This is a genomic window from Pseudonocardia sp. Cha107L01 (genome assembly GCF_052566575.1).
In genome coordinates, this window is sequence record NZ_CP199579.1 from 7,620,413 (window position 1) to 7,643,170 (window position 22,758).

Sequence of the window (22,758 nt, forward strand, 5' to 3'; positions counted from 1 at the left end):
CGTCGTGGCGGACACGCAAGCTGAGGCGCCGGACAGCACCGCGGAGCGGGTCGCGCTCTGGCGAGCGATGCACGTCCTCGTCGACCCGCCACCGCATGTGCTCTCCGACGAGATCGGCCTGCGGCTCGCCGCCCCTGACGATGACTGGCGCCGCCGCCCGGACATGGACCCGCGCGCCACCAGCGGGTACCGGGCGGCCGTCGTGGCCCGTGCTCGTTTCATCGACGACCTGGTGGCCGAGCAGGCCGGCCGCGGCATCTCCCAGTACGTCGTCCTGGGGGCCGGCCTGGACACCTTTGCCCAGCGCAGGCCGGAGATCGCGGCCCGCCTGCGGGTGTTCGAAGTCGATCAACCCGGCAACCAAGCTTGGAAGCGCCGCCGCCTGGTCGAGCTCGGCTACGGCATCCCCGACTGGCTGCGACTCGTCCCGGTCGACTTCGAGGCGGGTGGGTCCTGGTGGGAGCAGCTGGCAGCCGCCGGCTTCGATCCCGGCCAGCCGGCGGTCGTCGTCTCCACCGGCGTCACCATGTACCTCACCAAGGACGCCACCGCGGCGACCCTGCGCCAGCTCGCCGGGCTCGCCCCCGCCTCGACTCTCGCCATGACGTTCCTGTTGCCGACCGAGCTTCTCGAGGACGCCGATCGGCCCGGACTCCGGGCGGCCAAGAGCGGTGCGCGAGCGACCGGCACACCGTTCATCAGCTTCTACACCCCATCGGAAATGCTGGCATTGGCCCGCGAAGCCGGCTTCACAACCGCCGAACACGTGCCCGGAACCGTGCTCGCCGACCGCTACTTCGCCGATCGCGCCGACGGCCTTCGCCCGTCGAGCGGCGAGGACCTACTGGTGGCCACCACCTGACGCCCTGTGCCGTTGGTGGCGGGGCGTGTTGGCCGCCCACTCCGGGGGTTGGCCGGACTTCCAGCGCTGGAGGTTGGCGGCGCGCCACGGGCCACGTTGATGAAAACGGCGCCAGGCTCGAACGACCTGAATACCCGCGCGTCGAACAGTCCTCGGCTGTCGGCGTCGAGCACCGCGGCACAGATCACCACGTCGGCCTGGCCCACCGCACCCACGAGATCGCGCGTACCGACCACCTGCTCGACCCCGGCTACGACACCGCGCTCGGGATGAGCCCGCACCGCAACGATCCTGGGACCGAACGGGCGCAGTCGAGCGACGACAGCGCGACCCACCGCACCCAGGCCCACGACCAGCACAGTGCAGTCGGCCACGGAACGGCTCATCGGCTCGCCCCGGTCAGCGGGCAGCTTGAGGGCCACGACTCGATCGGTGCGCGAGTCGTAGGCACGGTGGACCTCAGCCATCCCGCCCCGCCCCAACAGCCCGAGGATCCGGTAAGGCCCGAATGTCACCTGGTCCACGGGCCTTCTCCCCCTCCGGCGCCGATGATCCACGTTGCCGCGCCCGCCGCCTGATGGCAACCGATTTGGTGGACTAAGTGTCCCCGGTCGCGGGGAGATGGGTCGCGTGCGGGATCATCACCAGGCGGACGTCGCGCAGGGCCTCGAGGTCGGTGAGCGGGTCGCCGGCGACGACGAGCAGGTCGGCGGCAAGCCCCGGCGCGAGCTGGCCCGTGGTGTCGGCGAGGCCGAGGGCGGCGGCCGCGTTGACCGTGGCGAACTCGATGGCCTGCTCGGTGCGGAAGCCGAGCCAGGGGTACAGGCCGAGGGCACCGGCGTAGTTGTCGAAGACGCTCCCGGGCAGGCCCGCGTCCGTGCCGGCGATGAAGGGCACTTCCAGGTCGGCCATCCAGGCGAGGCGGCCGAACACGGCGGGGCCGCGGTCGCCGAGGCGCTGGTAGAGGGGCAGCCAGTTCTGGCTGAGCGCGGCGCAGGCGTAGATGCCCTTCGCGGCCATGGTGCTGGCGACCTGCTCGCGGCGGTCATAGCTGCCCGGCCCGCTCATCCACCCGCAGTGTTCGACGGTGTGGACGCCGGCCTCGACAGCGGAGCTGATCGCGTCGGCCCCGTGGGCGTGCGCGGCGACCCGCAGGCCGGCGCGCCGGGCCTCGGCGACGATGACCCCGAGCTGCCCGGTGGTGAACTGCGATTCGTACATGGCGGCGCCGCCCGGTGTCAGCTGCCCGCCGCTGGCCATCACCTTGATCAGGTCGGCGCCGGCGTCGATGTTGCGGCGGACCTGCTCCCGCAGCTGGGCGTCGCCGTCGCCGGTCAGGTCGACGTCACCACCGAAGAACCAGCAGTGCCCACCGCGGACGGTGACGGGCGGCCCGGCGGCGAGGATGCGCGGGCCGGGGCGTTCGCCGGCGGCGATGGCGTCGCGCAGGTGGAATGCGGTGCCGTCGTCGCCCAGGTCGCGGACGGTGGTGACGCCGGCCCGGAAGGCCGCGCCGGCGCGCTCCGCCATACCGGCGAGCAGCTGCTCGGGGCTGGCTCGCTGGAAAGCCCCGACCGGATCGGCGCTGGTGTCGAACGCAAGGTGGACGTGGCTGTTGATCAGTCCCGGCAACAGCGTCGAGCCGGGGAAGTCGTACCGGCGGGTGTCGGCGGTGGCGTGCCTTTCGATCTCGGCCCGCCGCCCGACGGCCACGATCCGCCCGTCCCGCACCAGCACCGCCGCGTCGGTCAGGCGCTGGCCGGCCGGGCCGTGCAACAGCCGGTCAGCGCTGATGAGCGTATCCGTCACAGCCGCCCACAGGCCCTACCGCTGGTTCCGATCATGGAATCAGCCTAGAGCGCACTAGGTGGTGGGTGCGTGGGAAGCGAGCAGTCGCTGCCACGTCGTCGGTCCGACCGTCGTGGTCGGGTACGCCGGCCGGGGGTTCGGCGGTGTCGGGGTGGCGCGCAGCAGTACCTGCACGGCCTGTTCGGCGTATCCCCCGCTCCCGGGGCGGACCGGTACGGCGAGCAGCGGCCAGGACCCGCCGCCGATCATTCCGGTGGGCGGCAGCCGGTGCTTCCGTTGGAAGGCGTAGACCGCATCGGCCATGCCCCGGCCGAACTGCCCGTCCAGCGCAACCGCGGGGATCCCGGCGCCGCGGAGTAGGTACTGCGCCGCGAGCACGGCAGGTCCCTGGTCCGCGATGCGCAGCAGCGGCCAATGGGGCACGGTGAGGGTGCGGGCGGAGGCGAACACCCGCTGGTCGGGCGTCGCGGCGTTCGGGGCGTTCGGGTTCGGTTGGGTGGGCTGGTTCGGTTGGGCGGGCTGCGTGGGCTGGGCGGGCCGGGCCCCGACGAGTGCCCGGGCCACCTGCATGCGCAGCGTGGGCAACAGGGCGTAGAGCTCGTCGCCAGGGCAGGCGGTGTCGTTGAAGTCGCGGTGTCCGTAGATCTGAATGGCCGGGATGGCGTACTGGTGGCAGACGAACGCGCACATCACGGCCAGTGAGTTCCACAGTGCGGCCGGTGGTGTGACGTCGGTGTAGGTGCCCTGGTCCTCGATGCCGATCGAGGAGTCGTTCTGGTCGACGCAGTGCGCGCCTTCGATGAACGAGGTACCGCCGAGCAGGGTCCGCAGACTCCCGTGGCAGCCCTCGGCGATGTAGCCCCCTCGACTGATCAGGAAGTTCTGCCCGCTGTCCGGCCAGTCCCTGTTGTCCATGTGGTCCTTCTGGATCGCCCTGGCCAGTACGCCGAGCGCGGCCGCGGAGGTGTCGTCCTGATTCGCCGTCGCGGTGTGGTGAACGATGATCTTCGACGGCCGGTAGTCGAGCTCGGTGAGCGGTGACGAGGGCTGCCTGGCACCCCATGCCGTGCAGTCGTAGATGGGCGGCTCGCCGGTGACCTGTTGCTCGGCCAGCTCACGCATCGGGTCGTCGGCGCGCAGCCCGGGTAGCAGCGTCACGCCGGCCAGTGCAATCCCGCCGGCAAAGGTGATCAGGCCCCGACGCGACATCCGGGCCGCGCCGGGAGGTGGGGCCGGTGGCAGCGGTGGCGGTTCGGCGGGCAGCCCGAACTCGTCGAGACCGGTCACCCGGTAGGGCGGACGGTATGACCCGCTCATTCCCCACCCTCCGGCTCGGTGCTCACGCCGACATCTGGCCCGGTGGTGACGGTAGCTCTCGAAGTGGCCGTCTCCGCCCCATTGGGTGATCTTCGCGTGGCGTGTCGCCTGAGCGCGCTCACAGCGGCCCACGCCTACTGGCCGAAGCCGGGTCGCACGGTCGCGGTAGCGTCTGGTCCGGAGGCGTGAGGGCGCCTGGTGGCCCCCGCGGTCTTCAAAACCGACGTGGCCGAGCATCTCGGTCAGGCGGGTTCGATTCCCGTCCGCCTCCGCCACCCAGCCAGGAGCATCCCTCGGCGACCGGGCCGGCCCCTCAGCGCAGCGTGATGCGCCCCGTGCCGGCCCGGACCCGGCCCACCACCGCGGCCGGCGGGCCCAGTTCGCGCACCGCGGCGGCCGCGGCGTCCGGTGCGGCGCCGAACAGCAGTCCGCCGGAGGTCTGCGCATCGGCGAGCAGCAGCACGTCCAGCTCGGAGCGAGCGCCGGCGTCCACCCGATCGGCCACCCAGTCCCGGTTGCGGCGAGTGCCACCGGGCACCACACCGCTCTCGGCGAGCGCACGTACTCCGGGCAGCAGCGGGACCGCGTCCACGTCCAGCTCGACGTCCACCCCGGACGCCTCCACCATCTTGCGCAGGTGCCCCAACAGGCCGAACCCGGTCACGTCGGTCGCCCCGGTGGCTCCGGCGGCCACGGCCGCAACCGACGCGGCGGCGTTGTTCGCGGTCATCGAGGCGATCGCCGCCTCGGCGACGTCGCCCGACGCGGTGCCCCCCTTGATCGCGCTGGTGACGATCCCGGTGCCCAGCGCCTTGGTCAGGACCAGCGCATCGCCGTCGCGCAGGCCCGCGTTGGTCAGGATCCGGTCCGGATGCACCTCACCGACGACGGCCAGCCCGTACTTCGGCTCGGGGTCGTCCACGCTGTGCCCACCGACCACCGCGAAGCCGCACTCCACACCGATCTCCGCGCCGCCCGCGAGCACCTCGGCCAGCATCCGCATCGGCAGCTCGGTGGACGGCCAGGCCACCAGGTTGAGCGCGAACAGCGGCCGGCCGCCCATGGCGTAGACGTCGGAGACGGCGTTGACAGCGGCGATCCGGCCCCAGGTGCGCGGGTCGTCGACCAGCGGGGTGAAGAAGTCGGTGGTGGCGACCAGTGCCCGGTCGGCGTCGAGTCGCCAGACCGCCGCGTCGTCACCGGTCTCCGTGCCCACCAGCAGATCGGGATGGCTGATCGGGGTGAACCCCGCCAGCACCTCCGCGAGCAGGCCCGGTGCGAGCTTGCAGGCACACCCGCCGCCGTGGCTGAACTCGCTGAGTCGGCGAGTCGCGGGGGAAGTAGTCATGCGGCCGAGGTTAGGCCGTGTCCGCCGCCGCGGCCCAGTGGCGCATCGCGGAACCCCGGTGCGGCGCGGGCTCGCCGACAAGGTTCTAGGCTGCGCGGGTGACCGGGTCGTCAACTGATCCACGCCGACTGATACCCAGGACCGACGCCGTGCTCGGCGAGCCCAGGCTGTCCGAGCCGCAGCGTCGGCTGGGCCGCGCGTTGGTCCGGCGCGCCGTGGTCGACGCCCAGCAGCGGGCCCGCGCCGGCGAGTTGGCCCCCGAGCGGATCGTGGACGCGGCACTCGCGGCGCTACCGGACACCGCGGCGGGCAGTCTGACTCCGGTACTCAACGCGACCGGGGTGCTGCTGCACACCAACCTGGGCCGCGCGGTGCTCTCCGATGCCGCGCTCGCGGCCGTCGGTGTGGCAGCCGGTACCTGTGACCTCGAGCTGGACCTGGCGACCGGTACCCGCGGCCGGCGCGGACGCGGAGCGCTCGACGCGTTGGCCGACGCGATCCCCGCGGCGGCCGCGGTACACGTGGTGAACAACGGCGCCGCCGCGCTCGCCCTGGTGGCCACCGCACTGGCCGGGCCGGCCACCGCGACCCCGGAGATCGTGATCGCGCGCGGCGAGCTGGTGGAGATCGGCGACGGGTTCCGCATCCCCGAGCTGCTCGCCGCCACCGGTGCCCGGCTGCGCGAGGTGGGCGCAACCAACCGGGTCCACCTTCGGGACTACGCGGACGCGATCGGCCCGGCCACCGGCTTCATTCTCAAGGTGCACCCGTCCAACTTCCGAGTCACCGGGTTCACCTCCTCGGTGTCGGTTGCCGAGCTGAGCGCGCTGGGCCGGCCGCTGGTGGTGGACATCGGCTCCGGCCTGCTCACCAGGGAGCCCCTGCTGCCCGACGAGCCGGACGCCGCGACCGCCCTCGGCGACGGGGCCACGCTCGTCACCGCGTCCGGGGACAAGCTGCTCGGCGGGCCGCAGGTCGGCCTGCTGCTCGGCTCCCCCGGCGCGGGCGCCGAGCTGGTGCACCAGCTCCGCCGGCACCCGCTGGCCCGCGCGCTGCGGGTGGACAAGCTCACCCTGGCGGCCCTGGAGGCCACTCTGCTCGGCCCGCCGACCCCGACCGCGCTCGCGCTGCACGCGTCGCCGGCCGGCCTGACCCGGCGGGCCGAGGCGCTCGCCGCCCGGTTGCGCGCGGTCGCGGTGAACGCGTCGGCGATCCCGTCCGAGGCGACGGTGGGCGGCGGCGGTGCGCCCGGCGTCGCTCTGCCCAGCGCGGCGGTCGCGTTGCCGGAGCGCTACGCGGCGGCGCTGCGCGCGGGCCGGCCGTCGGTGCTCGGCCGGTTGGAGGGCGGCCGCTGTGTGCTCGACCTGCGCGCACTGCCCGAGGAGGCCGACGACCCGCTGTACGCGGCGGTGTGCGCGGCCGACCGGGCGACGAGACCGGGGTGACCGCCCGAATGCAGGTCATCGCCACCGCCGGGCACGTCGACCACGGCAAGTCCACCCTGGTCAGAGCCCTGACCGGGATGGAACCGGACCGCTGGGCCGAGGAGCGCCGCCGGGGCATGACCATCGACCTCGGCTTCGCCTGGACCGAGCTGGCCGGCGGCACCGTGGCGTTCGTCGACGTGCCGGGCCACGAACGGTTCGTCAGCACCATGCTCGCCGGGGTCGGCCCGGTGCCGGCGGTGATGTTCGTGGTGGCCGCCGACGAGGGCTGGATGCCCCAGTCCGCCGAGCACCTCGACGCCCTCGCCGCGCTGGGCACCCGCCACGGCCTGCTGGTCATCACCCGCTGCGACCTGATGGATCCGGAGCTGGCCCTCGAGGAGGCGCGGGAGCACCTGGCCGCGAGCCCGCTCGGGTCGCTGCCGTCGGTGTGCGTGTCCGGGGCGACCGGAGCCGGCCTTGACGAGCTGCGCGTGGCGTTGGCGGAGCTGGCCGGGCGCCTGCCGACACCGCGCCCCGATGCCGACGTGCGGCTGTGGGTGGACCGGGCCTTCACCATCCGCGGCGCCGGCACCGTGGTCACCGGCACCCTGCCGGCCGGCCGGCTCACCGTCGACGACGAGCTCGTGCTGCAACCCAGCGGCCGGCGGGTCACCGTGCGCGGCCTGCACTGCCTCGGCGAACCGGTGCCGACCGCGGCCGGCGTGGCCAGGGTGGCGGTCAACCTGCGCGGACTGCCCCGCGAAGCCGCCGGTCGGGGCGACGTCCTCGTCACCCCGGACCGCTGGCTGACCAGCACCGTGGTCGACGTGCGCCTGCACGCCGCGCACTCCCCGGTCCACGCCCGCGAGCTACCTCAGCAGCTCAGCCTGCACATCGGGGCGGCGGCCGTCGCGGTGCGGTTGCGGCCGCTCGACGCGACGACCGCCCGGTTGACGTTGCAGGTGCCGCTGCCGCTGCGCATCGGTGACCGGGCGTTGCTGCGCGACACCGGCCGCCGCCGGGTCGCGGCCGGGCTGACGGTGCTGGACGTGCGTCCGCCGCCGCTCACCCGGCGCGGTGCCGCCGCCCGTCGGGCCGCCACCCTGGCCGTGGTCACCGGCGACCCGGACCCGGCCGGCGAGGTACGGCGGCGTGGGCTGGTCCGCCGCGACGAGCTGGCCGCGATGGGAGCCGGTGCGCCACCGACCGGCGCCGAGGTGCTGACCGCGGGCGACTGGCTGTTGGACGGCGGCCGGGCCGCTGAGCTGGCCGAACAACTGCGTGCCTCGGTCACCGAGCACGACGTGGCGGACCCGCTCGAGCCCGGGCTACCGCTCGGCGCCGCCCGCAGGGAGCTGGAGCTGCCCGACCCTCGGCTGGTCGAGACCGTGCTCACCGTGCCGCCGGCCGCCCAGCGACTGGTGCTGCGCGACGGTCGGGTGCACCGTGTCGAGGTGGCACCGGGCGCGCTGCCGGAGCCGCTGCGGGATGCGCTGGCCGCGCTGCGCGGCGACCTCGCGGACAACCCGTTCGCCGCGCCGGAGTCCGGTCGCCTCACCGAGCTCGGGCTCGGCACCAGGCAGCTTGCCGCCCTGGTCCGAGCCAATGAGCTGGTGAAGATCGCGGACAGCGTGTACCTGCTGCCCGGCGCGGAGCAGGCGGCGGTGCGGGTGCTCGCCGAGCTCGGGGAGCGCGAGTTCACCCTCAGCCAGGCGCGGCGGGCCCTGCACACCAGCCGCCGAGTCGCGGTGCCGCTGCTGGAGCGGCTGGCCCAGCTCGGGCACACCCGGCGCACACCGGACGGCGATCACCAGCTGATCCGCTGAGAACCGTCCTTTCGGGCCGGTGCCAGAACCTGTGAACCGACGGATTCTGGGTAATCCTTGAGCAAGAGCTGTCGTCCGAGGGAGTGCCGCATGGATCTGGGTAGGGCGATCGAGAGCTGGCCGCTGGTCCAGCAGCTGCGTGGTGCGGACCGGCTGGGCCGGGGACCGGCGGCTCAGACCCGGCACAGCCTGGAGCTGACCCCCCGCACACAGGCCGCGGACAAGGTCGTGAAGAGCATCTGCCCGTACTGCGCGGTCGGCTGCGGTCAGAACGTCTACGTCACCGACGGCGCGATCAGCCAGATCGAAGGTGACCCCGACAGCCCCATCTCCCGCGGCCGGCTGTGCCCGAAGGGCTCGGCGAGCAAGCAGCTGGTCAGCGGACCGGGACGGGAGTACAAGGTCAAGTACCGCCGGGCCCATGGCAGCGAGTGGGAAGAGCTGGCCCTCGACACGGCGATGGACATGATCGCCGACCGGGTGATCGCCACGCGTGAGCAGAGCTGGGAGTGGGAGCGGGACGGCAGGCGGACCCGTCGGACCATGGGGCTGGCGAGCTTGGGAGGAGCGACCCTCGACAACGAGGAGAACTACCTCATGAAGAAGCTGTACACCGCCATGGGCGCGATCCAGATCGAGAACCAGGCGCGTATTTGACACAGCGCCACCGTCCCCGGTCTGGGGACCTCGTTCGGTCGCGGCGGCGCCACGACGTTCCAGCAGGACCTGGTCAACTCCGACTGCATCGTGATCCAGGGCTCCAACATGGCCGAGTGCCATCCGGTGGGTTTCCAGTGGGTCATGGAGGCCAAGGCACGCGGCGCGACGATCATCCACGTCGACCCCCGGTTCACCCGGACCAGCGCGGTGTCCGACGTGTACGTGCCGTTGCGGGCCGGGTCCGACATCGCCTTCCTCGGCGGGTTGGTCAACTACGTGCTCACCGAGGAGAAGTACTTCCGCGAGTACGTGGTTGCCTACACGAACGCAGGCACGATCCTGCGGGAGGACTTCCGCGACACCGAGGACCTGGACGGGTTGTTCTCCGGGTTCGACCCGGAGACCGGCGTCTACGACACCGCGAGCTGGCAGTACGAAGGCGTCACCGCGGCCGCCGCGGCGGGTGACCGGGACACACCGCCGAACGACGACGACCCCCGTGACGGTCAGGAGACCCGGGAGGTCAAGGAGAGCGCGAAGGGCAGCGCGCACGGCAGCGGCGGCGCGGCACTGGGTGGCACACCGAAGGTCGACCCGACGCTGACGGACCCGAGGTGCGTCTTCCAGGTGCTCAAGCGTCATTTCGCCCACTACACCCCGGAGCTGGTCGAGCAGGTCTGCGGTATCCCGCCGGAGCTGTTCGCCCAGGTCGCCGAGGCGCTGACCCGGAACTCGGGGCGGGAGCGGACGTCGGCCCTCGTGTATGCGGTGGGGTGGACGCAACACACGGTCGGTGCCCAGTACATCCGGACGGCGTCGATTCTGCAGACCCTGCTCGGCAACATCGGCCGCCCGGGCGGCGGCATCCTCGCGTTGCGCGGGCACGCCAGCATCCAGGGCTCGACCGACATCCCGACCCTGTTCGACACCCTGCCCGGCTACATCCCGATGCCGCACGCCCACCAGCACCAGACGCTCGCGGACTTCGTCGCCGCCGACGCGGGCAACAAGGGCTTCTGGGGCAACATGGACGCCTATACCGTCAGCCTGCTCAAGGCCTGGTGGGGTGAGGCGGCCACCGAGGACAACGACTTCTGTTTCGACTACCTGCCGCGGCTGACCGGCAACCACGGCAGCTACAGCACGGTCATGCGCCAGATCGACGAAGGGGGCGGCGGCTACTTCCTGCTCGGTGAGAACCCCGCGGTCGGCTCGGCGAACGCGAAGATGCAGCGGCTGGGCATGGCGAACCTGGACTGGCTGGTGGTCCGCGACCTCAGGATGATCGAGAGCGCCACGTTCTGGCTGGACGGCCCGGAGATCGAGACCGGCGAGCTGCGCACCAACGAGATCGGCACCGAGGTGTTCTTCCTGCCGGCCGCCGCGCACACCGAGAAGAGCGGCAGCTTCACCAATACCCAGCGGATGCTGCAGTGGCGCCACCAGGCGGTGGAACCGGCCGGGGACGCCCGCAGCGAACTGTGGTTCTACTACCACCTCGGCAGGATCATCCGGGAGAAGCTCGCCGGCTCGACCGACGAGCGGGACCGCCCGCTGCTGGAGCTGACCTGGGACTACCCCACCAAGGGCCCGACCGCCGAGCCGGACGCCGAAGCGGTGCTGGCCGAGATCAACGGCTGGGACGCCGACGGTAAACCGCTGCCGGCCTACACCAAGCTGGCCGCCGACGGATCCACCGCGTGCGGGTGCTGGATCTACTCCGGGGTCTACGCGGACGGTGTCAACCAGGCCGCACGGCGGAAACCGGGCAGCGAGCAGAGCTGGGTGGCCCCGGACTGGGGCTGGGTCTGGCCGGCGAACCGGCGGATCATCTACAACCGAGCCTCCGCCGATCCCGAGGGCAAACCGTGGAGCGAACGCAAGGCCTACGTCTGGTGGGACGAGGAGCACGGCACCTGGACCGGGCACGACGTCCCCGACTTCGAGCCCGGCAAACGCCCCGACTACGAGCCACCGGAGGGCGCCAAGGCTCAGGATGCGCTGGCCGGGACCGACCCGTTCATCATGCAGGCCGACGGAAAGGCCTGGCTGTACGCGCCGGCCGGGCTTGTCGACGGGCCGCTGCCGGCGCACTACGAGCCGGCGGAGTCGCCGTTCGACAACCCGCTCTACGGCCAACAGGCCAACCCCGCGCGCGAGGTGTACTCGAGGAAGGACAACCGCTACAGCCCCTCGGGTAGCCAGCCCGGCAGCGCGGTCTTCCCGTACGTGTTCACCACCTACCGGCTGACCGAGCACCACACCGCCGGCGGAATGAGCAGGTTCCTCAGCTACCTCAGTGAGCTGCAACCGGAGTTCTTCTGCGAGATCAGCCCCGAGCTGGCCGCCGAGCGCGGTCTGGAGCACCTCGGCTGGGCCACGATCGTCTCGGCGCGCACGGCGATCGAGGCACGGGTGTTGGTGACCGAGCGGATGACCCCGCTGACCGTCGCCGGACGCACCGTGCACCAGATCGGACTGCCATACCACTGGGGACCGAACGGGCTGAGCACCGGTGACGCCGCCAACGAGCTGGTGTCGATCGCGCTGGACCCGAACGTGCACATCCAGGAAGCCAAGGCCGCCACCTGCGACATTCAGCCCGGCCGCCGCCCCCGAGGTCCCGCGCTGCTCGAGTACGTGGCGGAGTACCGCAACCGCGCCGGAATCACTGCGACCACAGGCACTGCGACCACAGGCACGGAGGCCTGATCAACGATGGGCAACCAACTGTTCGGGCCGAGCGACCCGGCCGCGGCCGCCGGCTACCCCGATCCGCCCGCCCGCAAGGGCTTCTTCACCGACACCAGTATCTGCATCGGCTGCAAGGCGTGCGAGGTGGCGTGCAAGGAGTGGAACGCGGTCCCCGAGGACGGTTTGACGCTGACCGGCCACTCCTACGACAACAGCGTCGGACTCGGCGCCTCGACCTGGCGACATGTCGCCTTCATCGAACAGTCGTCCCCAGCCCGGCACACCTCCGGCACGTCCGGTGAGTCGGGTCTGGACGTGTTGGCGCTGGCCGGGCAGCCGGATCAGCACCCGGCGCACCACACCCGACCCGCCACGCCGGCTGTCGAGCTGGGCATGCCCACCATGACGCTGCCCGGGGCGGACACCCCGGCGGAGCAGCGCGCTCCGTTCCGCTGGCTGATGGAGTCGGACGTCTGCAAGCACTGCACGCACGCCGGTTGTCTGGACGTCTGCCCCACCGGGGCGCTGTTCCGCACCGAGTTCGGCACCGTGGTCGTGCAGAACGACATCTGCAACGGCTGCGGTTACTGCATACCCGCCTGTCCGTACGGTGTGATCGAACGCCGCGACGGACCTCCCGGTGACCCGGCGGTGGGAATCGCCCAGAAGTGCACGCTCTGCTACGACCGGCTCAAGGGCGACCTCGAACCGGCCTGTGCCAAGGCGTGCCCGACCAAGTCCATCCAGTTCGGCGAGCTCACCGAGCTCCGTGAGCGCGCCAAGGCACGCGTGCGGACCCTGACCGAGGCGGGGGTGGCGGACGCCCAGCTCTACGGCCACGACCCGGACGACGGGGTCGGCGGTACCGGCGCGTTCTTCCTGTTGCTGGACAAACCCGAGGTCTACGGCCTGCCACCGGATCCGGTGGTCGCGACCAAACACCTGCCCCGGATGTGGCGGCGCGCCGCCATCGCGGCCGTGACGCTGCTCGCCGGGGCGGCGGCCGCCTTCGCCACGGAGGGGCGCCGGTGACCGGCCTCGGGTCCGGACCCGAGGCAGCACGGTCCGCCGGGCAGCAGGGCGGGACGGGCAGTCGACGAGGGTGGCGGCGCGGGCGCCGCGAACGGGCGATGGTGCCGGCGGCGGAGTTCACCTCCTACTACGGCCGCCCGGTGGTCAGACCCTCCCCCTGGGAAGCCGACATCCCCGCCTACCTCTTCCTCGGCGGGCTGGCCGGCGCGTCCTCGCTGCTCGCCGCCGGTGCCGACCTCACCGGCAATGCCGCACTGCGCCGCCCCACCCGGATCACCGCGGCCGCCGCCATCCTGGCCAGCCTCGGCGCGCTCGTGCACGACCTCGGCAGACCAGCCAGGTTCCACCACATGCTGCGGGTGGCGAAGGTGACGTCGCCGATGAGCGTCGGCACCTGGATCCTGACCGCCTACGGCCCCCTGGCTGGCCTGGCCGCGGTCGCCGAGGCCCGCCGGTTACTGCCGAAAAAGTTGGCGGACGGCATCGTCGGCAGACTGCTGCCCGGCGTAGGACGCGGCGCCGGCCTGGCCGCCGCCCTGCTGGGGCCCGCCGTCGCCTCCTACACCGCTGTACTGCTCGCCGACACCGCCACACCGTCCTGGCACGACGCCCGTGACGAGCTGCCCTTCGTCTTCATCGGGAGCGCCGCCGCCGCGGCCGGCGGCATGGCCATGCTGACCACACCGGTCGCGCGCGCCGGGCCCGCCCGCCGGCTCGCCGCCGCCGGCTCGGCGTTCGAGCTCGCGATGAACACACGGATGGAATCGAGCATGGGGCTCTCGGCCGAACCGATGCACCAGGGGCGCGCCGGGCAGTACCTGAGAGCTGCGCGTGCCCTGACCGTCACGGGTGCCCTCCTGGCCGCCGTCCCGGCCCGACGCGGCCGAGCGGTCTCGATGATCAGCGGCGCCGCACTGGTCGCCGGGTCGGCCGCCACCCGCTTCGGCATCTTCCACGCCGGCCAACAGTCCGCCCGAGATCCGCGCTACACGGTCGTGCCGCAACGCCAACGCCTTACCTAAACTCCAGGGGCGTGGGACCACCGAGTTGCTGACCCCGCCGCAGGAGCTCGGATGAGCACGAGGATTCGACACGATCACGCTCGACGACCGAGCGCCGGCACCGCGCTACCGCGGCAGCACATTGATGCGCGGCCTTCGACGCGCTCCCGGTCAGGCTGAGCCACAGCTGAGTAGTGTCCGACGCCGTGCTCGGGCCCGGCGACGTGTTCTTCGAGCCGGAGGCGGCACGCATCGTGCGGTTCGATGCGCGATCCGACGGTGTCACGTTCCTCGGGTACTTCCTGCTCGGTCCCGGGCAGGAGCCCGAGATCAGCTTTCCTGACGAGTAGGCGCACCTGGCCGGCGCCGGCGCCGGTGCTGCTGCCGGGGGCCCTATCCGGAGGCGTGTCAAGCGTCACGGTGGCAAAGTCCCAGCGTAGCGGGGGTGCGTGAATCTGTTCACCGCGGCTTACCGCGAGTTGACCGCCCGGCAACCTTGGGTGGCCAGCCTGGAAGGGTGGTTGATCAAATTGATCGTCTGATTCGCGCCGAGGCGGACTTCCGGGCGGATGTGATCTTCGCTCTGCACGGCGAGGTGCAACGGCTGCGCCAGCACCGCACCATCGTCGATCAGGAAGGCGGATCCCAAGCGTCTCTCACACACATCGTCGGTGTGTTGGAGGAGATCGCGGAGAAACTGGCCGAGCAGAACGGGCGGATGTCCAGGGCACTGGGTAGAGACCACCATCAGCCGGAGCTGGCTCCGCTCTGATCACTGTCCGCCTGACGACGTAGGCGCCGCCGACCGCGAGATCGAGGCCCGGCGCCGCAACGTGACGTACACCGACAGCGTCACCCGACAGTCGCGGCGACCGTCTCCCTCGTACGGGAGCGGGACGCCCGCGGCACCCGGACGACGCCGGCCACCAGTAGCGTCGGTACTAAACGACCTTGCCGTCGCACCGGACAGGTGGCGAATGAGTGCGGAGACACCCCCGACGCGCCGGCCCTACCGACCGCTCCGGCGCGCGCAGACCGCGAGCCAGACCCGGGCCGCGATCCTGGCCGCCGCGATGCGGCTGTTCCTGCGGCGCGGCTACGGCAACGTCACCGTGGCCGACATCCACCGACGCGCGGACGGCCGTCCCCACCGTCTACGCCAGCACCGGGGGCAAGGCGGCCATTCTGGCCACGCTCATCGCCGGGGCCCAGGGCGACCCGGTCGTGGAGGCCACCCTCGCCGCGGTGCGGGAGCGCACCGATCCCCACGAGGTGATCCGGGCCGCCGCCCTCGGCGTCCGCACCGACAACGAGCGCTACCACGACATCATCCGCGTCATGGTCACCGCCGCCTCGGTCGACGAGTCCGTGGCGGCCACCCTGGCGGCCTCCGACCGGGTCTACCGCGCGGCGTTGGGAGAGATCGCCGCCCGACTGGGCCAGGTCCACCCGCTCACCGTCGACCTCGCGCGGGCCACCGACATCCTGTGGTTCTACCTCGGCCACCCCGCCTGGCACACCTGCGTGGCCGAGCACGGCTGGTCCTGGGACGATGCCGAACAGTGGCTGGCCGTCCAGGTCACGGCCGCGCTGGTGGCACCCGGGACAGCCCCGCCCGAGGCTGGCCGCTGACCTGCGCTGTTCAGCCCGCGCGCGGGGGCGGCGGCATTCGTTCGATCCGCCCCAGCACGACGGTGTAGCACGCGATACCGGCCAGGAGCACCACCCCGGTGACGATGAAGGCTCCGGCGAAGGAGCCGGTCGCATCGAACACCGCGCCGGTGACGATCGGCGCGGCGATGCCGAGCACGTTCGCGATGAAGTTCACGATGCCGCCGAGGGTCCCGGTGTAGCCGTCCGGCGCGATGAGCGCGACGATGCTCGACCCCGCCGGTACCGACACCGCCAGCCCGGCCGCGCCGACCGACAGGAAGATCAGCGCGACGGGCACCGACCCGGCGTAGGCGGCGCCGACGATGGCCAGCGAGACCAGCATGCTCACCACGAGCACGACCCGGCGCGCCTTCGTCACGTCCCCGCTGCGCGCGATCAGCTTGTCCATCACCACGCCCCCGATGGCGAACTGCGCGGCGACGGCGACCAGCCAGGGGATCATGGTGTACAGCCCGCCCGCGAGCAGCTTCACCCCGAACTGCTTCTCCAGGTAGCCGGGCAGCCAGGTCAGCAGCACGTAGTAGGCGTAGGTGTAGGAGGCGTAGCCGAGCGCAAGTCCCCAGGTCTTGCGCCGCCGCAACAGGTATCCGATCCCACCGAGCGAACCCGAGGCGTTGGCGTCCTCGTCCTCGGCTCCGCCCACCCGGATGTAGTCGAACTCCGCCTGGCTCAGCCTGCCGGCGGCGAGTGCCTGCTTCGGTGTCCGATAGAGCAGCCACCACACCACGAGGTACCCGATACTCAGCGCCCCGGTGAACAGGAACGCGGCGTGCCAGCTGAAGGTCGCGACCAGGAACGCCATGACGGGGATGCCCAGGACGTTGGACGCCTTGGCGCAGCCGTCGAAGATCGCGGTCGCGGTTCCCCGCTCGTGGCGGGGGAACCACTGTCCGATCGCCTTCCAGCCGGCCGGGACCGTCGGCGCCTCGCCGACGCCGAGGATCAGCCGCGAGACCAGCAACATCCCGAGACCGCCGGCCGCCGCCGAGGCGAAGGACGCGAGCGCCCAGAGGAACGCGCCGGCACGGTTCACCCAGCGGACGCCGACCCGGTCGATGACGGATCCGATCGGCATCTGCAGCATCGCGTAGGTCCAGAGGAATGCCGAGGCGATCAGGCCCATCTGGGACCCGTTGATCCCGAAGTCCCGCATGATCGCCGGCGTCGCGATGGACAGGTTGACGCGGTCGATGTAGTTCACGAACATGCCGACGCCGAGCACTCCGGCGATCCCCCAGCGGACCCGGCCGGACCGGCGGGGAACGGTCACAGCCTCGGCGGTCCCGCCTTCGGTGCTCATCGCTGTCCCCCGTCGCGCTCGGTCGGCGCCGCGCGGACGCGGTGACCTCGACTGGCCCGCGAGCTCGTTCATCAGCCGTGGTCCATGGCCACGGTAATGGCGGCCATCTGCTCGAACGGCGTCGCGAAACCGGCCGCGAGCGCTCCGTGCTGCATGATCAACGCGAGCTGATCGGCCCCGTGCCGGGCCGCGAACTCCTTCTCCTCCGGACTCCAGGCGGGCAGCACCCATGGCTTGCCCGCCGCGGCCGCCGCGTCGGCCACCTTTCGCAGATCCGCGAAGTCACCGGCCTCCCGCGAGTACGCGCCGCGGTCCCGCCGCAGGGACAGGTCGGACGGGCCGACGAACACGCCGTCCACTGTGTCCAACGCCAGGATCTCCGCGATGTCCTCGATGGCCCCGGCGTCCTCGATCATCGGCAGGCACCGCGTGCGGGTGTCCTGCTCGGTGACCCAGGCGTCGGTGAAACCGCCGTACCCGGTGGTGCGGCCGCCGGCGAAACTGCGGTCACCGAGCGGCGGGAACTTGGCGAAGGCGGTGATCGCCTTGGCGTGCGCGGCGTTCTCGATGTGCGGGACCACCACCGTGTCGGCGCCGAAGTCCAGTGCCTGTTGGATGGGGCCGCGTTCCGGTCCGAGCACCTTCGCCAGCACCTCCATGCCGAGCGCTCTGATGAACGGGATCAACCGCTCGAGGTCGGCGAGGTCGAACGAGCCGTGTTCGATGTCGAGCACGACCGCGCCGTAGCCGATACCGCGGGCGATCTCCACCGCGGCGAAGCTCGGGTCCGAGAGCCAGATCGCGTAACGACGATCGGCCGGTTCCGTCTGCATCTCTGACCTCCGTGGAGCTGTGGTCGCTGACATGCGCGTGCACCGTGTATACATGACGAATACATGAAGTGTCCAGGTGTAGGGTTGTTCCGATCCACGACCTCGAACTGAACTGACGGGAGCGCCATGGTCATGACCGCTCCGGGCCCCGCGCCCGCCAAGCGGACGGGCCCCGCCAGGGACCAGGTGTATGCCTGGCTGCGCGACGCCATCATCTCCGGTGAGATCGAAGGCGGCCGGTTCCTGGATGAACACTGGGTTTCCGGCCTCGTGGGGGTGTCCAGGACTCCGGTGCGGGAGGCCTTTCACCAGCTAGCCGCGGAACACTTCATCAGCCTGCTCCCGCGCAAGGGTGCACAGGTCAGGATGGTGACGGCGCGGGAACTGGAAGAGGTCTACCAGACCCGGCGACTGATCGAGGGGCACGCAATCTCCACCCTGTGCGCGGCCCGGCGGGGTGCGCCCGAGGAGATGACGGAGCTCCTCGACTCGATGGAGCGCGCCGGTGCGGCCCGCGACTGGTTCAAGGTCTCAGGCCTGGACCGGAGCTTCCATCGCGCGATGGTCGACGCGGCGGGCAACTCGGTGCTCACCGAGCTCTACGACACCCTGCGCTCCCGGCAGCAGCGGGTCGCCGTCCGCGCCCTCACGGCACGGCCCGAACGACTCACGCTGATCGACTCCGAGCATCGGGCCCTCGTCGCCGCCCTGGACGAGCACGACGAGGCGGAGGCCACCCGCATCCTGCACCAGCATCTACGTCCGGTCTCCGAAGTCATCTCCGCCCTCCCCTCCTAGGGCTGGTAGGGCGGGGCGACGCCCCAGTCCCAACGCGGGACCGGAGCCTGTCCCACCGGGGTGGCATCCGGTGCGGAGTTCTCCACCGCCAGGCGGGTTCCCCACTCCGCGTAACCCATCACCGCTGCGCGGAACTCGGGGTCGGCGGGCAGGTTCGCATCGTCGGCGGCCGTACTCAACAGCGTGACGAACCTCAACCGCTGCGCGCCGCTGATCGCCAGTCCCCGGTGCTTGGACAGCATGTGCGGGTACCCGCCGCGGTGGGCGGTGTACTCGGCCGGTCCGCCCATGACCTCGCACCACCAGTCCGCCACATGGTCGCGGTGCTCGCGCGAGACAGTGCCGCCGAACACCGCCCCGAGCAGGTCGTCGCGCTCCACGGCGTCGTAGAAGGTCTCCAACCAGCGCACCATCGGCTCCCGGCCGCCGGCCCACTCGAAGATCGTCGGGGTGTCCGCCATGCCGGAAACCTACCGGGCGAGTGCCCGGCGTCGCTCGTTTCGCGGACCACAGGTCACGATATCGACTCGCGATGAACCAAGCCGAACGAACGCCCGTGATCGAGGCATGAAACGAATCCTGCTCGCCGCTTCCATCCTTACTCTTGGCGCCTTCGCCACTGCCTGTGGCAACAGCTCGAGCGGTCCGTCCGCTCCCTCGTCGGCGCAAGCAGCCCCGACGCCCGCCGCTGCTTCACCAGTGGCGGCTTCACCACAACCCGCGGCCGCCGGCCTCACTCCGACCGTGGCGATCGCGACCGCCGGCAAGCTCGGCACGATCCTCACCGACGGCCACGGCGCGACGCTCTACATCTTCGGGAAGGACACCGCCAACCACAGCAACTGCACGGGCGACTGTGCTGCCGACTGGATTCCGTTCACGACGAACGGGGGTGCGCCGGCGGCCGGCCCGGGAACCAAGGCCACCATGCTCTCCACGATCACCCGCACCGACGGCTCGACGCAGCTGACCTACAACGCTCACCCGCTCTACTACTACAGCGACGACAAGAAGAGCCCCGGTAGCGTCGAGGGCCAGGGCAGCAACGAATACGGCGGCCTCTGGTACACCGTCACCCCCGGCGGCACCCCTGACTCAGCGAAGAAGTAGCAGCGAAGAAGTAGGCGCCTCACGGGTCCGCGTTGGTGCGTTGCCGCGAGCTAAGGTTGGGTACGCCGTTCGGCCGACGCACTGACCGAGGAGTGAAGATCAAGTGATCTTGACAATTCTGGGCTGGATAGTCTTCGGACTCATCGCTGGCTTCATCGCGCGCGCTCTCGTCCCGGGCAAGGACGACATCGGCATCCTGCGCACGATCGTTCTCGGTGTGGTCGGGTCGGTGGTCGGGGGCCTGATCTTCGGCTTGTTCACCGGCGGGTTCCGTGGGTTCCATCCAGCGGGCTGGATCGGGTCGATCATCGGAGCGATCATCGTTCTCGTGATCTACAACAAGGTGACCGGCCGGAAGCGCAACCGCGCCTGAACCGGTCAGAACAGCATCAGGGATACGGCTGCTCGGCCGCGGTCGGGTCGCCGTAGGTGATCGCGCGCTCGGCGCGCCGGTTGAGGCCGAGAGTCAGCAGCCAACTCGCCAGCGTGGCGAAGCGATTGCGCACGCCGGCGAGGAAAGCGATGTGGATGGCGCCCCACAGCACCCAGCCGAGAAACCCGGACAGCTCCAGCTTGCCGAGCTTGAGGACGGCGTGGCCGCGGCTGATGTAGGCCGCGCTGCCCAGATCGCGGTAGTGGAACGGCGCAGGCTTCTCGGCCGGATGTGCGACCCTGCGCCGGATCACCCCGCCCACGTGGAGGCCGCCCTGCATCGCCACCTCGGCCACCCCGGGCAGCCCGTCGCGACTCGCCGCGTCTCCGATGACCCAGACGTCGGGGTGCCCGGGCACCGAGAGGTCGGCTTCGACGGCGATACGACCCTGCCGATCCTGAGGGACCGCTGTCGCCTCCGCGACCTTGGTCAGGAACGGTGCCGCTTCCACCCCCGCGGTCCACAACACGGTCCGCGCCGGATAGCGGCTCTCCGTGCCGTCTTTTGTGGTGGTGACCAGGCCGGTCGCATCCACGTCGGTGACCAGCACACCGAGCCGGATCTCGATATCGAGCCCGTCCAGTGTCTTCTGGGCCTTCGCCGCCAGGGACGGACCGAAGGAGGCGAGCACCGCGCCCGCGCCGTCGAACAGCAGTACCCGGGCCTCGGTGGGATCGATCGAGCGGTACTCCCGCCCGATCGTGCGGGTGGCCAGCTCGCGGATCTGCCCGGCCAGCTCGACGCCGGTGGGCCCGGCGCCGACCACCGCGAAGGTCAGCCACTCGCGGCGCTGCTCGCGGTCAGGGATCGTCTCGGCCATCTCGAACGCGCTGAGTACCCGGCGCCGAATCGCCAGCGCATCGTCGATGTTCTTCATGCCGGGTGCGAATCGGGCGAACTCCGGGTGCCCGAAGTAGGACGTTCGCATCCCCGCGGCGACGATCAGATAGTCGTAGTCCAGCTCGAAGGTACTGCCGTCCGGCCGTTTCGCCGTCACCACGCCGCGCGTGACGTCCAGGCCGTGGGCTTCGCCGAGGACAACCCGGACGCTGCGGTGCCGGCGCAGCAACGTCCGCAGCGGGCTGGTGATCTGTCCCTCGGACAGCAGACCGGTCGCGCACTGGTAGAGCAACGGCTGGAACACGTTGCTGGTGCCACGGTCGATCAGGGTCACATCGACGTCCGCTCTGGCCAGCCTGCGCGCGGCGAACACCCCGCCGAACCCACCACCGACGATCACCACCTGTGGCCGCCGCCCCACCCCGTCGTCCGCCTCGACCACCGATACCCCCGAAGTCCGTGTGAGTGCCCAGCCGCACAGGACCGTGGAGGGCGATTCCCGCTGTGTCGATTCCCACTGGGATCTCAAGATCGCCGGCCTGTGCGCCCGTCAATGTAATCCTTGTGATGACCTCGGGCGGGACCGTCCCGGCCGGTTCCCCCCGGAGGTGGTCAGCGGAGTCGGCGCGAGACGCCTGCCGCCGCGGCGAGACAGGCCCCGATGCCCACCACGGCGAGCAGCACTCCGCCCGTCGTCCCCTCGATCAGCGGCTGCCCGGCCCGCCACTCGATCAGAGTGATCAGGGCGACCAGCACGGCGCCAATCAGGAGGGCGGCCGCGACCGGCAGCACGGTCCGCGCCACTCGCCCGGCCCCCGGCCGGGAGGCTCGCTCGACGGTACGCGGCACGTGCTCCTCAGCCGCGCCTTCCGATGTGCTCATCGCGCTCCGCCCCCTCGATCCGCCCGGTCCCACGCGAACAGTTGATCGCGCGTAGGCCCCAGGTCGGATCACGCTAGCGACAACAGCACCTCGCTGCAGCTCAGGCCACTCGCCTTGACCAACTGACAGGTATGACAGTTTATTGTCAGCTATGTCAGCACACGGTGTTCGGACCGGCCTACGCCGGTGCCGCTCTGCTGATCCGTGAGACCGTGCGCCGCCGCGGCCCGGGCTGGGGCTCGGTGCTGTTGTTCGGGACCGCCTACGGGCTCGCCGAGGAAGGTCTGGCCCTGCAGAGCCTGACCAGCACCGGCATGTATCCGGTCGCCGACTGGGCACCACGGGTCGCCGGGATCAACACCGCCTACACCGTGATGGTCCTGCCCTATCACGCCGTGTTGAGCATCGCGCTCCCGATCCTCATGGTCGACCTGCTGTTCCCACGCCACCGAGGCTCGCCCTACCTGCGGACCAGGGGCCTGATCTGCTCGGCGCTGGCTCTGATTTCCACCGCCCCGACCCGCCGGACGCTGCCCACCCCCGCCGTGATCGCACTGTGCGCGGGTGCCGCGGTGGCGCTGTACCTCGGCCTGCTCATCCCGATGCCGGGCGCGACCCACTCCGCCTACACCGAGGGCCACCAACAGTGGCTGCCACTACTCGCGGTGCCGGCCGCCGCCGCGGCGGCCACCCTCGCCGTGCGGCCATTCGCTCGACTCGACTGGACCAACGCCCAGCGGGCCGCGCTGCTGGGCGGGGCGCTCGTCGCGCACACCGCCATCGGCCTGCTGACCTATCCACACACCACCACCGACAGGGTCGGGCTGGCCACCCTCGGGCTGCTCGAGGCCGCGACCGCCGTGCTGCTCGTGCGCCAGAACCGAGCCGCCTAGTGCCCCGACCAGAGCCGCT

22 protein-coding genes, 1 tRNA gene and 1 pseudogene are annotated in these 22,758 nt (G+C 71.4%); 15 read left to right on the top strand and 9 right to left on the bottom strand.

What is annotated here, in order from left to right; all coding sequences use genetic code 11:
• Positions 1-4: 4 nt before the first annotated feature.
• Positions 5-862, top strand: a complete 858-nt coding sequence (locus ACTXG6_RS35940; protein ID WP_445183778.1) for a class I SAM-dependent methyltransferase — start codon at positions 5-7, stop codon at positions 860-862.
• Here ACTXG6_RS35940 and ACTXG6_RS35945 read toward each other — a convergent pair.
• The 3 genes from ACTXG6_RS35945 to ACTXG6_RS35955 all read right to left on the bottom strand — a co-directional run bounded on the left by ACTXG6_RS35945 (position 793) and on the right by ACTXG6_RS35955 (position 3,988).
• Positions 793-1,329 carry an NAD(P)-dependent oxidoreductase gene (locus ACTXG6_RS35945; protein ID WP_445190192.1) on the bottom strand — a complete coding sequence of 179 codons (537 nt, stop codon included), beginning with the start codon at positions 1,327-1,329 and terminating at the stop codon, positions 793-795. The genes ACTXG6_RS35940 and ACTXG6_RS35945 overlap by 70 nt on opposite strands.
• 130 nt (positions 1,330-1,459) lie before the next feature.
• Complete coding sequence (locus ACTXG6_RS35950) at positions 1,460-2,671, bottom strand: amidohydrolase family protein (RefSeq protein WP_445183779.1); 1,212 nt, start codon at positions 2,669-2,671, stop codon at positions 1,460-1,462.
• Positions 2,672-2,725: 54 nt separating this feature from the next.
• Positions 2,726-3,988, bottom strand: coding sequence for a peptidoglycan recognition protein family protein (locus tag ACTXG6_RS35955; RefSeq protein ID WP_445183780.1), 1,263 nt, complete (start codon positions 3,986-3,988; stop codon positions 2,726-2,728).
• A gap of 179 nt (positions 3,989-4,167) precedes the next feature.
• Between ACTXG6_RS35955 and ACTXG6_RS35960 the strand changes: the two genes are divergently transcribed.
• A tRNA-Sec gene (locus ACTXG6_RS35960) sits at positions 4,168-4,263 on the top strand.
• 38 nt (positions 4,264-4,301) lie between these two features.
• Here the strand turns inward: ACTXG6_RS35960 and selD are convergent.
• Positions 4,302-5,336, bottom strand: a complete 1,035-nt coding sequence (gene selD / locus ACTXG6_RS35965) for a selenide, water dikinase SelD (protein WP_445183781.1) — start codon at positions 5,334-5,336, stop codon at positions 4,302-4,304.
• 98 nt (positions 5,337-5,434) lie between these two features.
• Here selD and selA point away from each other — a divergent pair, with 98 nt between their 5' ends.
• The 9 genes and pseudogenes from selA (at position 5,435) to ACTXG6_RS36010 (ending at position 15,608) form a co-directional block, all read left to right on the top strand.
• The gene (selA, locus tag ACTXG6_RS35970) at positions 5,435-6,781 is read left to right on the top strand and encodes an L-seryl-tRNA(Sec) selenium transferase (protein WP_445183782.1); all 1,347 of its coding nucleotides are present in this window, start codon (positions 5,435-5,437) and stop codon (positions 6,779-6,781) included.
• Positions 6,778-8,589, top strand: coding sequence for a selenocysteine-specific translation elongation factor (selB, locus tag ACTXG6_RS35975; RefSeq protein WP_445183783.1), 1,812 nt, complete (start codon positions 6,778-6,780; stop codon positions 8,587-8,589). The genes selA and selB overlap by 4 nt, the downstream gene beginning before the upstream one ends.
• 90 nt (positions 8,590-8,679) lie before the next feature.
• On the top strand, positions 8,680-11,961 hold the full coding sequence (gene fdh / locus ACTXG6_RS35980) for a formate dehydrogenase (RefSeq protein ID WP_445183784.1): 3,282 nt from the start codon (positions 8,680-8,682) through the stop codon (positions 11,959-11,961).
• Between the two features lie 6 nt (positions 11,962-11,967).
• A complete protein-coding gene (locus ACTXG6_RS35985; protein ID WP_445183785.1) occupies positions 11,968-12,975 on the top strand; it encodes a 4Fe-4S dicluster domain-containing protein in 1,008 nt (335 codons plus the stop codon).
• Entirely contained in the window at positions 12,972-13,997 is a 1,026-nt protein-coding gene (gene nrfD, locus ACTXG6_RS35990) for an NrfD/PsrC family molybdoenzyme membrane anchor subunit (protein ID WP_445183786.1), read from the top strand. Before ACTXG6_RS35985 ends, nrfD begins: the two co-directional genes overlap by 4 nt.
• 173 nt (positions 13,998-14,170) lie before the next feature.
• Positions 14,171-14,326: a hypothetical protein gene (locus ACTXG6_RS35995; RefSeq protein WP_445183787.1), complete on the top strand. Its 156-nt coding sequence runs from the start codon at positions 14,171-14,173 to the stop codon at positions 14,324-14,326.
• Positions 14,327-14,493: 167 nt separating this feature from the next.
• A complete protein-coding gene (locus tag ACTXG6_RS36000) occupies positions 14,494-14,748 on the top strand; it encodes a hypothetical protein (RefSeq protein ID WP_445183788.1) in 255 nt (84 codons plus the stop codon).
• Between the two features lie 205 nt (positions 14,749-14,953).
• Positions 14,954-15,100 (top strand): annotated as a pseudogene (locus ACTXG6_RS36005) (TetR family transcriptional regulator); the annotation flags it as partial.
• Positions 15,101-15,200: 100 nt separating this feature from the next.
• Positions 15,201-15,608: a hypothetical protein gene (locus ACTXG6_RS36010; RefSeq protein ID WP_445183789.1), complete on the top strand. Its 408-nt coding sequence runs from the start codon at positions 15,201-15,203 to the stop codon at positions 15,606-15,608.
• A gap of 10 nt (positions 15,609-15,618) precedes the next feature.
• On the opposite strand, the gene ACTXG6_RS36015 is transcribed toward ACTXG6_RS36010, so the two are convergent.
• Both ACTXG6_RS36015 and ACTXG6_RS36020 read right to left on the bottom strand, forming a co-directional pair.
• Positions 15,619-16,950: an MFS transporter gene (locus tag ACTXG6_RS36015; protein ID WP_445183790.1), complete on the bottom strand. Its 1,332-nt coding sequence runs from the start codon at positions 16,948-16,950 to the stop codon at positions 15,619-15,621.
• Positions 16,951-17,021: 71 nt separating this feature from the next.
• On the bottom strand, positions 17,022-17,783 hold the full coding sequence (locus tag ACTXG6_RS36020; RefSeq protein WP_445183791.1) for an HpcH/HpaI aldolase family protein: 762 nt from the start codon (positions 17,781-17,783) through the stop codon (positions 17,022-17,024).
• Positions 17,784-17,915: 132 nt separating this feature from the next.
• Between ACTXG6_RS36020 and ACTXG6_RS36025 the strand changes: the two genes are divergently transcribed.
• A complete protein-coding gene (locus tag ACTXG6_RS36025) occupies positions 17,916-18,581 on the top strand; it encodes a GntR family transcriptional regulator (protein WP_445183792.1) in 666 nt (221 codons plus the stop codon).
• Here the strand turns inward: ACTXG6_RS36025 and ACTXG6_RS36030 are convergent.
• Positions 18,578-19,042 carry a group II truncated hemoglobin gene (locus ACTXG6_RS36030; protein WP_445183793.1) on the bottom strand — a complete coding sequence of 155 codons (465 nt, stop codon included), beginning with the start codon at positions 19,040-19,042 and terminating at the stop codon, positions 18,578-18,580. The genes ACTXG6_RS36025 and ACTXG6_RS36030 overlap by 4 nt on opposite strands.
• A 106-nt stretch (positions 19,043-19,148) precedes the next feature.
• On the opposite strand from ACTXG6_RS36030, the gene ACTXG6_RS36035 reads away from it, so the two are divergent.
• A complete protein-coding gene (locus ACTXG6_RS36035; RefSeq protein ID WP_445183794.1) occupies positions 19,149-19,691 on the top strand; it encodes a COG4315 family predicted lipoprotein in 543 nt (180 codons plus the stop codon).
• Positions 19,692-19,794: 103 nt separating this feature from the next.
• Positions 19,795-20,064 carry a GlsB/YeaQ/YmgE family stress response membrane protein gene (locus ACTXG6_RS36040; protein ID WP_445183795.1) on the top strand — a complete coding sequence of 90 codons (270 nt, stop codon included), beginning with the start codon at positions 19,795-19,797 and terminating at the stop codon, positions 20,062-20,064.
• 16 nt (positions 20,065-20,080) lie between these two features.
• Here ACTXG6_RS36040 and ACTXG6_RS36045 read toward each other — a convergent pair whose 3' ends face one another.
• Both ACTXG6_RS36045 and ACTXG6_RS36050 read right to left on the bottom strand, forming a co-directional pair.
• Positions 20,081-21,406: an NAD(P)/FAD-dependent oxidoreductase gene (locus ACTXG6_RS36045; protein WP_445183796.1), complete on the bottom strand. Its 1,326-nt coding sequence runs from the start codon at positions 21,404-21,406 to the stop codon at positions 20,081-20,083.
• Between the two features lie 170 nt (positions 21,407-21,576).
• On the bottom strand, positions 21,577-21,846 hold the full coding sequence (locus ACTXG6_RS36050) for a hypothetical protein (RefSeq protein WP_445183797.1): 270 nt from the start codon (positions 21,844-21,846) through the stop codon (positions 21,577-21,579).
• 164 nt (positions 21,847-22,010) lie between these two features.
• On the opposite strand from ACTXG6_RS36050, the gene ACTXG6_RS36055 reads away from it, so the two are divergent.
• On the top strand, positions 22,011-22,739 hold the full coding sequence (locus tag ACTXG6_RS36055; RefSeq protein ID WP_445183798.1) for a hypothetical protein: 729 nt from the start codon (positions 22,011-22,013) through the stop codon (positions 22,737-22,739).
• The last annotated feature ends 19 nt before the right edge of the window (positions 22,740-22,758 follow it).